9 protein-coding genes are annotated in these 15,689 nt (G+C 69.9%); 3 read left to right on the top strand and 6 right to left on the bottom strand.

Going from position 1 to position 15,689, the window contains the following annotated elements; all coding sequences use genetic code 11:
- Positions 1-7: 7 nt before the first annotated feature.
- From AB4070_RS18410 to AB4070_RS18390, 5 genes are all read right to left on the bottom strand, one after another.
- A complete protein-coding gene (locus tag AB4070_RS18410; RefSeq protein ID WP_441981376.1) occupies positions 8-1,249 on the bottom strand; it encodes an HTTM domain-containing protein in 1,242 nt (413 codons plus the stop codon).
- Entirely contained in the window at positions 1,246-2,082 is an 837-nt protein-coding gene (locus AB4070_RS18405; protein ID WP_141370569.1) for a DUF5819 family protein, read from the bottom strand. Before AB4070_RS18405 ends, AB4070_RS18410 begins: the two co-directional genes overlap by 4 nt.
- A gap of 79 nt (positions 2,083-2,161) precedes the next feature.
- Positions 2,162-7,357 carry a choice-of-anchor G family protein gene (locus tag AB4070_RS18400; protein WP_441981375.1) on the bottom strand — a complete coding sequence of 1,732 codons (5,196 nt, stop codon included), beginning with the start codon at positions 7,355-7,357 and terminating at the stop codon, positions 2,162-2,164.
- A gap of 260 nt (positions 7,358-7,617) precedes the next feature.
- Positions 7,618-9,372, bottom strand: a complete 1,755-nt coding sequence (locus AB4070_RS18395; RefSeq protein WP_441981374.1) for a glycoside hydrolase family 3 protein — start codon at positions 9,370-9,372, stop codon at positions 7,618-7,620.
- A 2-nt stretch (positions 9,373-9,374) separates the two neighbouring features.
- On the bottom strand, positions 9,375-10,673 hold the full coding sequence (locus AB4070_RS18390; protein WP_441981373.1) for an MFS transporter: 1,299 nt from the start codon (positions 10,671-10,673) through the stop codon (positions 9,375-9,377).
- Between the two features lie 119 nt (positions 10,674-10,792).
- On the opposite strand from AB4070_RS18390, the gene AB4070_RS18385 reads away from it, so the two are divergent.
- The gene (locus AB4070_RS18385) at positions 10,793-12,085 is read left to right on the top strand and encodes a TetR/AcrR family transcriptional regulator (RefSeq protein ID WP_441981372.1); all 1,293 of its coding nucleotides are present in this window, start codon (positions 10,793-10,795) and stop codon (positions 12,083-12,085) included.
- Between the two features lie 65 nt (positions 12,086-12,150).
- Here the strand turns inward: AB4070_RS18385 and recQ are convergent, their stop codons facing one another.
- Entirely contained in the window at positions 12,151-14,202 is a 2,052-nt protein-coding gene (recQ, locus tag AB4070_RS18380; RefSeq protein WP_441981371.1) for a DNA helicase RecQ, read from the bottom strand.
- Positions 14,203-14,408: 206 nt separating this feature from the next.
- Between recQ and AB4070_RS18375 the strand changes: the two genes are divergently transcribed.
- The gene (locus tag AB4070_RS18375; RefSeq protein WP_441981370.1) at positions 14,409-14,753 is read left to right on the top strand and encodes a GNAT family N-acetyltransferase; all 345 of its coding nucleotides are present in this window, start codon (positions 14,409-14,411) and stop codon (positions 14,751-14,753) included.
- A complete protein-coding gene (locus AB4070_RS18370) occupies positions 14,750-15,667 on the top strand; it encodes a pirin family protein (protein ID WP_441981369.1) in 918 nt (305 codons plus the stop codon). Before AB4070_RS18375 ends, AB4070_RS18370 begins: the two co-directional genes overlap by 4 nt.
- Positions 15,668-15,689: the final 22 nt, after the last annotated feature.

Here is a 15,689-nt window from a genome sequence, read left to right as displayed (position 1 = left end):
CTTGTCGTCAGACCACAGTCCGGGCCGGCAGCGCATCTGCCGGCACGGTAGGCGGTGGCGCTCCTGCCTCCCGCCACCGCCGCTTCGTCCCTGCGCTCAACCGCGCCCACGTGCGGTCGCGGATGAAGATCGCATCGATCGCGATCATCGTCAGCGAGAACCACGGCAGCCCCATGAGCACGGCGATGCCGATGTGGAAGGACAGGATGCCCAGCAGTCCGATCAACCGCGTCGGACGGGTGAGCAGCATGAGCGGGAAGGCCACCTGGAGGATGATCGAACCCCAACTGGCGACGGTGACCATCGGCCCCCATGTCGTGACGAGGTCGCTCAGCACCGGCCAGGTGCCGAACCGGGCGGTCTGCAGCGGGTTGTAGACCGCGTACCCCTCTTCCCACGGCGCGCCGCCCGCCTTGTACAGGGCACCGGAGGCGTAGACGAAGCAGACCTGCGCCGTGAGAGCCACGAGCGCCAGGTTGTGGAACATGGTTCCCAGCAGCGCCGGCTGGCTGCTCGGGGCGAACCACTCCCCCGACTTCGCCCGACGCCGGGCATCCAGCGACCAGCGCGCCGCCGGGTCGGCGAAGAACAGTAGCAGCAGCGCGATGCGGAACATGTTGTCGCCCTGATCGCCCACCATGTCGTTCGCCTCGATGAACCCGACCCAGAGGCAGAAGAAGATCGGCAGCACGATCCGGAAGCGCCACCCGAGCACGAACAGCACGGCGAGCACTCCGAGCAGAAGGTAGAGCGCCGTGTAGAGCGCATCGTTGCCCATCGCGGCATGGAACGCACTGAACACCCAGATCTTGGGGAACTCGCTCGCCGGCTCCGCGAGTTCGCCGTTCCAGGCCGACCCCGACCCGAACGTGTAGAGCCGGGTGCCGAAGTTCGAGATCAGCAGGCCGATTGCGGTGAGTCCGAAGAGGATGCGCGTGACCGCGAGTCCGTAGAGCGCCTTCTTCCCGTGGAAGAGCCAGTCGCCGACGAACGCCGAGATGCGGTCGATGGCCGACAGCACCATCGACCAGAGACCGCCGATCATCGACGACACGAAGGTCAGCAGCCGCGTGACGAAAGACCGTGGCGGCACGGTGCTCGCCGGAGCCGGAGCCGGGGCAGTGGCGGGTTCGCGAGGAGGGGCGGGCGGCGCAGACGCCGGGGCCGGAGCGGTGATGGTGCTCCGCGGTGCGGAGTCCTTCTTCTTCGCGTCCTTCCGGCGGTCCGCGGTCTTGACCGGCGCGCTCACGGCTGGATCCTCTCGAACTGGCCGCGGAAGGTGTTCGCGAAGTTCTCGCGACTCTGTCCTTCCTCTTCTATGGGCAGACGCCATCCGGTCGTCGAGAACGTCGGGTCGGGGCGCTGCGCGCCGGGGTCGTTGCGGTCCTTGTAGGGGACCACGTTCTGGCGGCTCACGCGGTACTGCACCGCGACCACCGCATCCGCTCCCCAGATCGCGTAGGCCACCTGGGTCGCGTACGCGGTCGAGAGGTGCTCCTCGGCCATGTAGGCCTCGGTCGACGGGTTGTCTTCACCCTGCAGTTCGTCGAAGGAGCGCACCATCCACTCCTCCCAGTCGTCCTTCATGAAGTCCAGGCCGATGACGGCCTGCTGGTCGGCGTTCAGCTTGTTGTAGGCGTTCATCTGTCCGCTCGCCACCTCACTCGACTGGATGCCGGCCCGCGGAGGGAAGAGGTTGTATCGGATCATCGAGAGCTCCACGTCGGTGGCGCTGACCCATCCGGTCTCGACCTGTTCACCGTCCTTCTCGATGAGGGCGCGGACGTTGAAGTGGTAGTCGCCGTTGATGGGCTCCGGTGCGAACACGCTCCAGGACTGACCGAACATCGGCAGCATGTACCCGGCGAGGACCTGCTGGGTGGGGATCTCCCGCAGCGCGGAGTAGGGCGCGATCCACAGGAAAGACGCGCCGATGTGCCACAGCGTCAGGAGGCAGGCCGCGAAGGCGATGAGCTTCACCCACCACGTCGGCCGTGGCCGCACGGCGGCCGAGGGTTCCGGCTCGACCGCGTCGGAACCTGCCGCGTCGGAGTGCGGTGCGGACTCGAGTCTGGTGCTCATTCACTTCCCTCCCTACCGCCGAGGGGTCGGGACCGCCGTGGGGAAACGGTCCCGACCACTCAGCGTTCCTGCATCGCGATCACTCCGTACGGATCAGTCGCCGTCGGGATGTCGCGAGTCTCATCGTCCCCAGGCCGAGGACGAGGAGCAGTGCGGCCAGGGCGATCCATCCGCCCTGCACCTGTCCACCCGTCGTGGCCAGACCCGAGGCCACCACCTGGAACGAGGCCGATACGCTGCCCGAGGTCGCCCCGGTCAGTGTCACGGTGTGCGGTCCGAGGTCGGTGGCGGTGGGCACGGTCCAGGTGAAGGTGACCGTTCCCTGCGCGTTCGCGACCTGGCTGCCCAGCGCGACCGGATCGGAGGCCATCACGCCGGTGACCCTCTCCCCGGGCTTGAAGCCCGTGCCGACGGCAATCTGCTGCTGTCCGCGTTCCAGGACCGGGGACCGGAGCGCGATCGCGATGTTCCCCGTCGGGTCGGCTGCCGCGTCCGCCGAAGCGCTAGCGGTGGCGGATGCGGACGCCTCCGCGGTGGCTTCGGCCGAGGCGTCGGCCGCAGCCGATGCCGATGCCGTCGCCGACGAGGACGCGTTGGCCGCTGCGGCCGCAGAGGCGTTCGGGTCCGCATCGGCCGCAGCCGAGGCATCCGCCGCGCTCGTCGAGGTCGCGTCGTTCTGCGCCGCCGCCTGAGCCGCCGCAGCCGCGGAGGCGTTCGCCGCCGTGGTGGCCGTGGTGGAGGCATCGGTGGAGGCATCGGTGGTCGCCGCCGCCTGAGCCGCTGCGTTGGCCGACACGTCGGCCGCAGCGGATGCCTGGCTGGTCGCGTCCGCGAGTGCCGCAGCCACTGCCGCGGCCTCAGCCGAGGCGTTGCTGTCGTCGTCAGCCTGCGCGGAAGCCGCTGCCGACGCGGAGGCGTTGGTGTTGATCTCCGCCGACGCGTCGGCCGAGGCGACCGCGTCCGACGAGGCATCGGTCGAGGCGTTCGCGATCGCCGCCGCGCTCGCGTTCGCCGCCGCGCTCGTGCTCGCATCCGACGTCGCGGTGGCGTCCGCCGCCGTGTTCGTCGTGGCGTCGGCGAGGGCTGCCGCCTGGGCCGCGATGGCCGCGCCGGCGTTCGCCGCCGAGGTGGCGTCAGCTGTCGCCGCCGTGGACGAGGTCGCCGTCGCCGCCGACTCCGATGCGGCGTCCGCTGCCGGGTCGGCCGCCGCCGAGCCCTGCGCCGTCGCATCCGCGAAGGCCGCCGCCTGTGCGGACGCTTCCGCGACGGCCGCGGTGGTGGCGTCGGCGTTCGCCGAAGCGGATGACGAGGCAGCCGCGTTCGCGTTGGTCGAGGCCTCCGAGGATGCGTCGGTGGACGAGTCGGAGGTCGCTGCGGATTCCGACGAGGCCGCGGAGTTCGCTTCCGCTGCCGCCGAGGCTGCGGCGTTCGCGTTGCTCGAGGCATCAGCCAGCGCCGCGGCCTGGGCGGCGACGGCCGCGGAGGCGTTGGCGGTCGATGTCGCGTCGGTCGACGCTGTCGTCGATGCCGTCGCCGTCGCCGCAGCCTCGGCGGCCGCGGTCGCGTCAGCGGTCGCGGCTGCCGACGCGGACGAGGTGGCATCGGCCAGAGCAGCCGCCTCCGCGGCGGCCTGAGCCGACGGATCGCCGTCCGCGGTCGCGTCCGCCGAGGCCGACGCCGACGCGGCTGCGTTGGTGTTGACATCGGAGGGACCGCCGGGCGCCGTCACCTCTGTGGTGTCCGTCGCGGTCACGGCGCCCGCAGTGGCGGTCAGCGTGTGTCCGGCTCCGGGGCTCGTGCCGAGCGGTACGGGATAGTTCGCGGTGAAGGATCCCGAAGCATCGGTCGTCGCGGTCACCGGACCGCCGACGTTCGCGCCTCCGCCCGGAGCGGTCAGCTGCAGGGTGACCGAGGAGCTCACGGGCCAGCCGGAGCCGGTCACGGCGAGGTTGCTGCCTGCCGGAACCTGGGCGGCCGCGTCGACCACGACGGGAGCCGCGGTGACCTCCGTCGTGTCCGTCGCCGTCTGCGCACCGACCGAGGCCGTGACTGTGTAGCCGGTGCCTGCCGGGGTCCCTGCCGGAACCGGGTAGTCGAGTGCGAAGCCGCCGAGCGCGCCGGTCGTGGCCGTGCGCGGGGTGCCGACGGCCGCGCCGCCGGGTGCGGTCAGCTGCACCGAGACCTGCGTGCTCGCCGGCCAGTTCGCTCCGGTGACGGGCAGATCATCGCCTGCCTGCACCGTCGCCGCCGCGTCCACCGTGGCCGCCGCGGTCACGGTGGTCGTATCGGTCGCGGTCTGGGTGCCGACGGTCGCCGTCACCGTGTACCCCGCACCGGGCGTGGCCGAAGCCGGCACCGGATAGTCGAGCGTGAAACCGCCGGACGCGTCGGTCGTGGCCGTCACCGGACCGCCGACGTTGCCGCCACCGGGAGCCGTCAGCTGCACCGAGACCTGCGTGCTCGCTGGCCAGTTCGTGCCGGTCACCGGAAGGCTCGTGCCCGCCTGCACCGTGTCAGCGGCATCGACAGCCGCGGCGGCCGTGACCTCCGTGGTGTCGGTCGCCGTCTGGGTGCCGACGGTCGCCGTCACCGTGTAGCCCGCACCGGGCGTGGCCGAAGCCGGCACCGGATAGTCGAGCGTGAAACCGCCGGACGCGTCGGTCGTCGCCGTCACCGGGCCGCCCACGTTCCCGCCACCGGGAGCCGTCAGCTGCACCGAGACCTGCGTGCTCGCTGGCCAGTTCGTGCCGGTCACCGGAAGGCTCGTGCCCGCCTGCACCGTATCAGCGGCATCGACAGCCGCGGCGGCCGTGACCTCCGTCGTGTCGATCGCTGTGACGGCACCTGCGGTCGCCGTGACGGTGTACGCCGCGCCCGGAGCCGCAGAAGCGGGAACCGGGTAGTCGAGCGTGAAGTCACCCGAGGCGTTCGTGGTCGCCGTGACAGGGCCGCCGACGTCCGCGCCGCCGCCCGGAGCTGTCAGCTGCACGGACACCTGGGTGTTCCCTGGCCAGTTCGAACCCGTGACCGGAAGACTGGTGCCCGCCTGCACGGTGGGTGCGGCATCGACGGCGGCCACGGGCGCGTCCGTCACCTCGGTGGTGTCGGTCGCCGTCTGCGTGCCCACCGATGCCGTCACCGTGTAACCGGTGGCCGCGGGAGTGCCGGCCGGAACCGGGTAGGCGACCGTGAAGGTGCCGGAACCGTCGGTGGTGACCAGTACGGGGCCGCCCACGTTCGGGCCGGAGGCCGGAGCCGACAGCTGCACCGAGACCTGGGTGTTCGCCGGCCAGTTGGCACCGGAGACCGCGAGATCCGTCCCCGCCTGCACTGCGGGGGCGGCATCGACCGTCGCCGCGGCCGTGACCTCGGTCGTATCCGTCGCCGAGACGGCACCTGCCGTCGCGGTGACCGTGTATCCGGTGCCCGGCACCGTCACGTTGGGAACGAAGTAGTTCACGGTGAACGCGCCGTTGCCGTCCGTCGTCACAGGAACCGGGTCGCTGACGATCCCGCCACCGGGCGCTGTGACCTGCACGGAGACCTGCGTGTTCGCGGGCCAGCCGGAGCCGGTCACGGGCAGGTTCGTCCCCGCCTGGACGGTCGGAGCCGCGTCGATCGCTGCGACGGCTGCCGCGGCAGCCTTGACCGTCGAGGAGCCGAGGTCGAGAGCGACCCCACCGCCGACGGCCGGGAGCAGGTTCACTCCGAGCGCGCGCACCGTGAAGCTGCCGCCCGGGATGTCTCCCGTCGCCGGCTGCTCGTTGATGGTGATGGTCGCGACGTTCGACAACACACCCTGGAGCACGGGATCGAGCGTCGTGAGCACGGGACCCGTGAGTGCGGCGAGCGCCGGCTGCACGAGCGGGATCACGCTGTTCAACGCGGTGTTCACGAGCGGACCCGTCGTCGTGGCGACCGCATTCGTCACCGTCGCGATCACCGGGTTCAGAAGCACCCCGATGTTGAGGCCGGCGAGGGTGATGTCGGTCGTGACCGCGGGAACCGGAGTGGCGGTGCCGGCGAACTGCGCCAGCGAACCCTGGACCGTGACGTCGCCCGACACGAGCGGCGTTCCGGTGAGCGGCACGGTGAGATCGACGCCGACCGTGATCGTCACCTGGAGGGCGTCGAGCGTCGACTTCAGGATCGTGGAGACCTTGCCGTTCAGGCTGTTCGGGTGCGTGCCCGTGAGCGCGGAGGTGATCCCCTGCTGGATGGCGGAGATCGTCGTGGCGGAGAGCACCGGGGTGTTCGCCGGCAGTGTGTTGAGGTTCGCCCCCGCGCCCGTCTCGACGAGGATCTTGGCGAGATCGACCGAGACCGTGCCGGTGCTCAGGTCGACGAGAACCGAACCGGTCGTGTTCTCGAGAGGGGTCTGCAGCACCTGCGTCGTCACGGTCTGCCCGACCGTGTCGAGCCCCGCGATCGAGACGGTGCCTCCTGTCGCGGTGAAGGCCGCGAGGAGCGGGACGTCCGGGATCGCGTTGATCGTGTTCACGATCGTGGTGGTGAGGGCGGTCAGCGCCCCGCCGGGACCGGCGAGGTTGCTCACGGGAGTGACGGTGCCCTGAATCGCGGAGGCGAGGGTACCGGAGAGCCCGGCGACCAGGTTGCTGTGCAGATCGAGGTTCAGGTCGGCGATGCGGTACTCGGACGTGACCGTCCCCGCGTTCGACTCGGCGCGCGACGCGAGAGCACCGATGCCGATGGAGGCCTGGTCCAGGACCGCGTCGGTCAGACCGGCCACGGCGAGCTGGTCGAAGAGGTCGGTGAGCTCGAGGGTGCCCGGGTTCACGCTGCCGTCGACCGCACCGGTGTCGATGGCGCCGCCTGCGGTGATCGTGCCAGACGACGCGATCGACTGTGTCTGCGTCGGCGAGGAGCTGAAGCTCTGCGCAGCGCCCAGATCGCCGAGCCGCAGCAGACCCGGCGTGGTGCCGTCGGTCAGCAGCGGCACGTTGAGGGTGCCCACGTCGATGTTGAGCGCCTCGAGCAATCCGACGTTCAGCCCGCCGAGCTCCGAGCCAGGGGCGGCCGGGTTGCTCGTCAGCGTGTGACCGAGCGCGGCGATGTCGAGTCCGCCGAGCAGCGCGGCCGGCAGCTGGATGATCTGCCCCTGCGCGACCGACGGATCGTTCGGATTCGCCGCGTCCAGTGCATTCGCCGCTGTCGGCACCAGTGCACTTGCGAGGATCACCGCGCCGACGGTGACGCCGGCGATGCTTCCTCCTGCTGCTCTGCGTCGCCGCAGAGTCCTCTCCTGCAATTCCATTCGCTACTCCCGTGTGATGCGATCTTCCGCGTCACATGGCCCCCCCACGGGTCGACGTCAGTCGGCCGAGCGATGTTGAGGACAGTTCTACGGGATACGGGACGCGTTGTCCAGCATTCGTCCAGAGAACTTTTCAGCCATCGTCATCGTCCGAGACACTTCGCCATCGGCCGACATCGAACCCGCGATCGAGGGCTCGAAAGCAGCACGAAACGCCCCGCGGCCGGAGCCTGCGAGGCGTTTCGCGAATGCGCTCGGTGTTACAGCGCGAGCCCGTGCCCGAAGCGGAACAACGGGTCGGCCGTGTCGAACGGAACGTCGGGACGCGAGGCCACGACAGCCGCCATCGATCGCGGCAGGTCGAAGGGCAGTCGACCCTGCGCGGGGAACGCACCGCTGAGCACGTCCAGCAGCGCCGGCCCGGAAGCACCCCAGTTCACCGTGATCGCAGCCGCCACCTCGGCGAGCGGCGTCAGGATCGGCGGGCGGTCGGCGAGCACGTCGACGACGGTCGGCACGGCGGCCGCGACCTCGCCGACGTGCGCGATCACGTCATCCGGGAAGTCGAGGGAACCGGCATGGAAGAAGTTCTCGAACATGGTCGCGCGCTCCTCGAACGGAGCCTGCAGCCGGATGATCGCCAGATCGGCTTCCCCCGGCGTCTCGACGACGTCTGCGAACTTTTCAGCCACGGCGACGTCGATGCCCTCGACATAGAGTTTCAGCCCGCGGGCGAAGGGCAGCGCGCCGTCGTTCGCGAGCACCGTGATCGACGCGCGCTGGGCGTCCTCCCCCGCGGCACGGAAGTCGGCACGACCCACGATCTCGTCGGCGGCGTCCTCGTCGACGTAAGGGTTCTCGAACAGTCCGAGCTCGAACTTCTCGCGCAGGATGCGTCGTGCCGAGATGTCCAGCCGAGCCTCGGTGATCTCGCCGTCGGCGATGAGCTCGAGCAGCAGCTCCGGATTCGCCTCACCGCCGAACTGATCGGCGCCCGCATCGAGCACCTTCTTCATCCGCTCGCGAGGCGTGAGGTCTTCCACGCCCCAGGCACGTGCCGGGAACGGCTGCCCGAAGATCTCGGAGTCGCTGATCAGGCCCCAGTCGGTGCACACCAGACCGTCGAAGCCGTAGCGTTCGCGGAGCAGACCCGTGATCACCGACTTGTTGAAGCCGAAACCCACCTCCTCGTACTCCGTGCCGACGGGCATCCCGTAGTACGGCATCATCTGCCGGGTGCCCGCGGCGAGCGCGTCTTCGAACGGCTTCAGGTGAAGCTCGAACTCGCCGCCAGGATAGACCTGCTCGCGGCCGTACGGGAAGTGCGGATCCTCGCCGTCCTTCTGCGGGCCGCCGCCGGGGAAGTGCTTCGTCATCGTCGATACCGAGCCCGGCCCGAAGGACTCCCCCTGGAATCCGCGGATGTACGCCGCGCCGAGCTTTCCCGACAGCTCGGCGTCCTCGCCGAACGTCGCCGTCTGGCGCGCCCAGCGCGGCTCCGTCGCGAGATCGACCTGCGGGTGCAGTGCCACGCGCAGACCGACGGCCGTGTACTCCTGACGGGCGATGTCGGCGAAGCGCTCGACGAGCTCCTCGTCTCGGGTGGCCGCGAGACCGAGGGTCTCCGGCCACTGCGAGAAGGGCCCGGCCAGGATCGACGCTCCCGGGTTCTCGCTGAACGAGTGCCGGGGGTCGGTCGAGAGCGTCACCGGGATGCCGAGGCGCGTGGTCGCCGCGAGCCGCTGCAGGGCGTTCTGCCACGCGGCGATCTCCCGACCGGTGGGCGCGGCACCCAGCAGGTTGAAGTGCGTCATCTGCTTGGACTCGAGGAACTCGCGGGCCGACGGCGTCGCGAACACCGGGTTGGGTTCCTCGAGGTCGCCGATCGCGATCATGGTGTGGAAGAAGAGCCCTGCCTTCTCCTCGATGGTCATGGCGTCGAGCAGCAGCTGCACCCGCTCGTCGACCGAGAGGTCGGTGTCGAGCCAGGGGCGCGCGATGGTGGTCTCTGTCATGGTCACTTGACTCCCTTGATGCGGTAGACGAGCACGGCACCGGCCAGCGCGACGACCGCACCGAACAGGTACCACGTGGTGTAGCCGCCCAGCGGCGTCGCCGCCCCGATGGCGATGATGCCCGGCGCGATGGCAGGGGCGATCGACTGCGGCAGGGCGTTGGCGATGTTCAGCACACCGAGGTCCTTCGCCACGTCGTCCGGGTTGGGCAGCACCTCGGTCGCGAGGGCGAGGTCGACCGAGAGGAACGACCCGGCCCCGAGACCGATGATGGCCTGGGCGATGATGACGGTCGTGATATCGGGGGCGATGGCGAGGATGACCAGACCGACCACCATGATCACGCCGGCGACGGCGACGAAGGGACGGCGCTTGCCGATCTTGTCGGAGAGGAAGCCGCCGAGCGGGGAGGAGATCGCCATCGCCGCCATCGAGGCGAGGTTGGCCGCGAGGATGACGCCCACCGCGCCCTGCTCGTCGAGGCCGAACTTGGTGACGAGGTACAGCGGCAGGAAGGTGGCGATGCCGGCATAGCCGAACATCACGAAGAACTTGGTGAGCCAGGTCCAGCCGAAGTCGGGGTGCTTGCGCGGGTTGAACACGAACGAGCCGAAGAACATCCCGATCGTGAACTTCTCGGCGGGCTTCTCGGTGAGGCGGCGGTCCTTCAGGATCAGGACGAATACGATCACCAGGATCAGCGCGATCACGCCAGGCACGACGAAGCGCTCGAAGTCACCGGGCAGGAAGTTCACCAGGAAGCTGCCTGCGAGGATGCCGATCGGGGTGGTGATGCCGATGATGCCGGACACCTTGCCGCGGCTCGTGACCGGTACCTGGTCGGGCAGGGTCGCGTTCGCCGCCGCGAGCACGGCGTTCATGGCGGTCTGCACGAGGCACCAGGCGAGCAGGACCATCCAGACGGAGTTCGCGGAGCCGATGAGGAAGAACCCGCCGAGGCCGACGACGGCGCCGCCGAGGATCCACGGACGACGCATGCCCCAGCGCGAGGTCGTGCGGTCGGAGAGCCTGCCGACGAGAGGGTTCGCCACGAGGGCGAAGATCGCACCGACGCCCATCACGAGTCCGAGGCTTCCCTCGGTGTTGACGGGGTCGATGTGCTGGATCTTGAACGCCATGGACACCATCACCGGGGTGAGAAGCGCCAGGAAGACACCGAAGTTCACCGCGGCGAGGCCGGGGGTGTAACCGCGCGGGGTCTTGAGCGGCGTGGTCCCTGGGGCCTTGAATCCCGTGGTGCCCACCGCGGCCGCGTTGGCGGCGGATGACAGCTCTGTCATGACAGTCCTTTCGATTCACCGCACATCTTCGGGCGATGCGGTTCTGGCATGACAGTACACCAATCTCGACCGGTTGGTAAGTCAAACCAGACCGATTGGTAATGAGCGAAGATAGAGTGATGACGGAGGATGCGATGACGATGACGGCGACCGGAACCCGTCACTCGCGCGCCGTCGCCACGAGGCAGCGCATCCTCACCGCGGCGCACGATCTGTTCGTGACCCGCGGCTACCGATCCACGTCGCTGCGCGACATCGCCGCAGCCGCCTCCGTCAGCCACCCGGGACTCCTCGGCCACTTCGCCTCGAAGGACGATCTGCTCGGAGAGGTGGTCGCCGGGCTCGAAGCCGAGAACGAGACCGTGTTCAGCGCGATCTCGGCCGCCTCCGAACCGGGCGAGCTGGTCTTCGCCGGCATCGCCGAGCGCAATGCGCGCACTCCCGGCTACCTCGAGCTGTTCGCGGCGCTCACAGGGGAAGCCTCGGCGCCGGGCCACCCCGCGCACGAGCGGATGCGCGAGCGCTACTGCCGGATCCGCGCACTCAGCAACGACGTGCTCGAGGATGCTCAGTACCACGGGGTGGTCGCCGCCGACCGGGACGTCGACGGCGAGGCCGTCCGGCACACGGCGGGGTGGGACGGGCTGCAGCTGCTCTCGCAGTACCTGCCCGATCGGGTGGACGTCGTCGAGATGCTCGAGGAGCGCGAGAACCTGTGGGCGCTGCCGCACGCGTGGAGGGACCCCGACGACGAGTCCTCATCCGGTTCCGGGACTCCCGCCGGTCCGCTCCCGCGACTGCGCGCCACCACTGTCGCCGACGCCGACCCCGGCTACGCGGTCGGCCGCCGCAGGCGCGCACAGATCGTCGCCGATGCGATGCGCCTGTTCGCCCGTGACGGCTACGGCGACACCAGCCTGCAGGACATCGCCACCGCGGTCGGAGTGTCGAAGTCGACGCTGCTGCACCACTACGCGTCGAAGGAGCTGCTGCTGAGCGCCGTGCTCACCGAACGCGACAGCGCCATCAACGAGAACCAGATGTTCACGGGCACCGCATCGGCTGCCACGGTGCTGCGCAGCATTCCCGAGGGCGCGGCGCTCGGCGCACGGGACGAACCGGGACTGATCGAGGTCTATGCGGTGCTGTCGTGCGAGGCCGTCCCCGTCGCACACCCCGCACACGACTACTTCACGATGCGGTTCACGAACGCCCTCGACTACTTCGCTGAGCTCTTCCGCCTCGCTCAGGTCGACGGCGACCTGCCAGCGCACCGCGACCCCGTGCACGAGGCCACCTGGCTCATCGCGATGTGGGACGGGCTGCAGTACCAGTGGCTGTACGACCGCGACAGGGTCGACATCGCCACGCACCTGCGGGCTCATCTCGACGACGTGCTGCCTCCGCGCTGAGACGGCGCTGCGCTCGTGCGCCGCGGTCAGACACCGGGGTCAGGCGCCGAGGTCAGACACCGAGGTCAGGCACCGGCGATCACCGCGAGCACGCCCTCGCCGTACGCTTCGCGCTTCTTCGCGCCGATGCCGGTGATGCCGTCGAGGTCGGCGAGAGCGGCAGGGCGGTGCTCCGCGAGCGCGCGCAGCGTCGCGTCACCGAACACGATGTACGCGGGCACGCCCTGCTCGCGAGCGGTCTCGGCTCGCCATGCACGCAGTGCCTCGAACAACGGCCGGTCCCCCGCGTCCAGGGCATCGGCGGCGCTGGCCTTGCGGGCGCGGCCCGAGGAGGTCGGACGCCCGATCGTGTCTTTGCGCAGGGGTACAGCGGTCTCACCACGCAGCACTCCGGCCGCCTGCTCACCGGGCGCGAGGGTGCCGTAGTCACCCTGCGCGACGAGAATGCCTCGGGCCAGGAGCTGACGGACGACGCTGCGCCAATCCTGATCCGAGAGGTCGTTTCCGATGCCGTAGGTCGCGAGCTTGTCGTGGCCCTGCTGCCTGATGCGCTCTGTCGAGGCCCCGCGGAGGATGTCGATCAGGTGCCCGGCCCCGAACGCCTGATTGCGCTCGCGCTTCAACCGCACGATCGTCGAGAGCAGCTTCTGCGCCGGGACGAGGCCGTCGAACGTCTCGGTGTCGTCGAGGCAGGTGTCGCAGTTGCCGCACGGCTGCGACTCCTGGCCGAAGTAGCCGAGCAGGTTCTGCCGACGACACTCCACGGTCTCGCACAGCGCGAGCATGGCGTCGAGGTGCTGCCCCATGCGCATCTTGAACGTGCGATCACCGGGGCTCTGGTCGATGAGCCTGCGCTGCTGCACGACGTCGCCGAGCCCGTATGCCATCCAGGCCACCGAGGGCTCGCCGTCTCGACCGGCGCGTCCGGTCTCCTGGTAGTAGCCCTCCACGGACTTCGGCAGATCGACGTGCGCGACGAAGCGCACGTCCGGTTTGTCGATGCCCATCCCGAACGCGATGGTGGCGACCATGACGACGCCGTCCTCGCGAAGGAAGCGCGACTGGTTCGCGGCGCGTACCTCGCCGGGCAGACCCGCGTGGTACGGCAGGGCGTCGAACCCCTGGGCGGCGAGGTAGGTCGCCGTCTGCTCGACCGACTTCCGACTGAGCGCGTACACGATGCCCGCCGCGCCCTCCGGCTGCGAGCGGATGAACTGGACGAGCTGCTTGCGCGGATCGACCTTGGGGACGATGCGGTACTGGATGTTCGGGCGGTCGAAGCTCGCGACGAAGTGCGCGGCACCGTCGAGGCGCAGACGCTCGGTGATCTCCTTGTGCGTCGCCGCGGTGGCAGTGGCCGTGAGCGCCATGCGTGGCACTCCAGGGAACCGTTCGCCCAGATCACCGAGGGCCAGGTAGTCGGGGCGGAAATCATGCCCCCACTGCGACACGCAGTGCGCCTCGTCGATCGCGATCACGCTGAGCGTTCCCCGCTGGAGCAGCGCCGTGGTCTGAGAGTTGGAGAGACGCTCTGGCGCCACGTAGATGAGGTCGAGCTCGCCGGCGACGTAGGCCCGTTCCACCTCGCGACGCTCGTCGATCGCCTGGGTCGAGTTGAGATAGGCGGCCTTCACGCCGTTGGCCCGCAACGCGTCGACCTGGTCGTGCATGAGCGCGATGAGCGGGCTGATGACGAGCCCCGTGCCCTCGCGCACCAGCGCCGGCACCTGGTACGTGATGCTCTTCCCGCCACCCGTCGGCATCAGCACCACGGCATCTCCGCCCGCGATGACCTGCTCGACGATCTCGGCCTGGTCGCCGCGGAAGTCGTCGTATCCGAACACCGTGTGCAGCGCGTCGCGCGCGGTCGCATAGCGGCTCGGGGTCGCGCGGCGCTCGGCGGGCGGGCGCACGGTGCTGGAAGGGGTGGCGGTAGACGTGGCGGAAGCGGTGACCGGTGTGACGGGACCCTGCCCCCAGTCGAGCGGGGGCTCGAAGCCGACCCCCTGCGGCTCCCAGTCCATCGGCTCGGGCGGGTACGACGACTCCCAGCCGTCGTCGTAGGGCTCGTCGGCGTACGGCAGATCCGCGTACGGGTCACGGGGAGTCTGCGGCATCCCTCCAGCGTAACGACCCCCGCCGACGGCGGCTGCGTGTCATCCACAACCTCGAGCGCCCTGCTGCCGAAACCCAGACCACCCGCCGCCCACCCGGAGTGTCGCGCTCCGACGCGCCGGCGCGGCAGCGAACGGTCTGGGTTTCCGCCGAGCCCGACCCCGCACGCGGGGCGTAGGTTGGAGGCATCCGTTCGAAGGAGCAGCCGATGACCGACATCACCGTGACCCGCAACGACGAAGGCTCGCGCTTCGAGATCCGCTCCGACGACGTGCTCGCCGGCTTCGCGGCGTTCGACCTGCGCCCCGGATCCATCCGCTTCCTCCACACCGAGATCGACCCGGCGTTCCAGGGCCAGGGACTGGCGGGCAAGCTCGCGTCCGAGGCGTTGGCTGATGCGGCCGGGCGTGGTGAGGCGATCGTCCCCCTCTGCCCGTACATCGCGAAGTACCTCGAGACGCACGACGTACCGGGTGCCGAGATCCGCTGGCCGAAGTCCCCGTCCGGGTCCTCCGGATCCGCGGGCGAAGACCCGACGGGCCGGGCGGAATGATCGGACAGCACCGCCTGCTCATCGAGCCGCGCGAAGTGCCCCTCGGCGGCGTGCGCGGCATGAACGTGCTGCGAGCGCTTCCCCATCGCAACCTCCCCACCATCGGCGCCTGGTGCTTCCTCGATCGGTTCGGCCCCGCTGACACGAAGATGCGGGTCGAGCCGCACCCGCACATCGGGCTGCAGACCGTGACCTGGCCACTCGTGGGAGAGATCCGTCACCGTGACTCGCTCGGCAGCGACGCCGACCTGCGCCGCGGGCAGCTGAACCTGATGACGGCCGGCAACGGGATCTCGCACTCGGAGTACTCGATCGGCGATGAGCCGGTGCCCCTCGACGCGCTGCAGTTCTGGGTGGTGCTGCCCGAGTCGAGCCGACACGGCGATGCGGGCTTCGAACGGCACACCGAGTTGCCGGGGGTCACGCTTCGGGCGGACGAGGGGGCCGCGGCCGAGGCCACCGTCGTGCTCGGCGACTTCGCGGGGGCGCACTCCCCCGCCACGGTGCACACCCCCATCGTGGGAGCGGAGATCGTGCTCGCCCCCGGTTCGCGCGTGCGCCTGCCGCTTCGTCCGGACTGGGAGCACGCGCTGATGCTCGTCGAGGGCGATGCCGTGGTGGCGCAGCATCCGCTCGATCGCAACGCCCTGCTCTACCTGGGTGACTCGCGTGAGGAGATCGAGGTGTCGAGCGCCGACGGCGCACTGCTCTTCCTGCTCGGTGGCGAACCCTTCGAGGCAGACATCGTGATGTGGTGGAACTTCGCCGGCCGCTCGCACGACGAGATCGTCGAAGCGCGCGAGCAGTGGGAGGCGGCGTCGGACCGCTTCGGGATCGTGGCCGGACACGACGTGCGCATCCCGGCCCCTCCGCTCCCTCCCGTTCGGCTCATGCCCCGCAGCCGCAAGCTCTGACCCCCGCATCTGCTGCTCCGGT

Origin of the sequence: Microbacterium sp. 2RAF4 (assembly GCF_052115285.1) — a bacterium.
Taxonomy (GTDB): domain Bacteria; phylum Actinomycetota; class Actinomycetes; order Actinomycetales; family Microbacteriaceae; genus Microbacterium; species Microbacterium oxydans.
Note: the sequence above shows the minus strand (reverse complement) of the source record. Positions and strands in the feature narration are given on the sequence as shown.

Bases quoted from the DNA above. Each gene is read 5' to 3' on its own strand.
- AB4070_RS18405 (WP_141370569.1), bottom strand. From the start codon at position 2,082: ATGAGCACCAGACTCGAGTCCGCACCGCACTCCGACGCGGCAGGTTCC.
- AB4070_RS18400 (WP_441981375.1), bottom strand. From the start codon at position 7,357: ATGGAATTGCAGGAGAGGACTCTGCGGCGACGCAGAGCAGCAGGAGGA.
- AB4070_RS18395 (WP_441981374.1), bottom strand. From the start codon at position 9,372: ATGACAGAGACCACCATCGCGCGCCCCTGGCTCGACACCGACCTCTCG.
- AB4070_RS18390 (WP_441981373.1), bottom strand. From the start codon at position 10,673: ATGACAGAGCTGTCATCCGCCGCCAACGCGGCCGCGGTGGGCACCACG.
- AB4070_RS18385 (WP_441981372.1), top strand. From the start codon at position 10,793: ATGACGGAGGATGCGATGACGATGACGGCGACCGGAACCCGTCACTCG.
- recQ (WP_441981371.1), bottom strand. From the start codon at position 14,202: ATGCCGCAGACTCCCCGTGACCCGTACGCGGATCTGCCGTACGCCGAC.
- AB4070_RS18375 (WP_441981370.1), top strand. From the start codon at position 14,409: ATGACCGACATCACCGTGACCCGCAACGACGAAGGCTCGCGCTTCGAG.
- AB4070_RS18370 (WP_441981369.1), top strand. From the start codon at position 14,750: ATGATCGGACAGCACCGCCTGCTCATCGAGCCGCGCGAAGTGCCCCTC.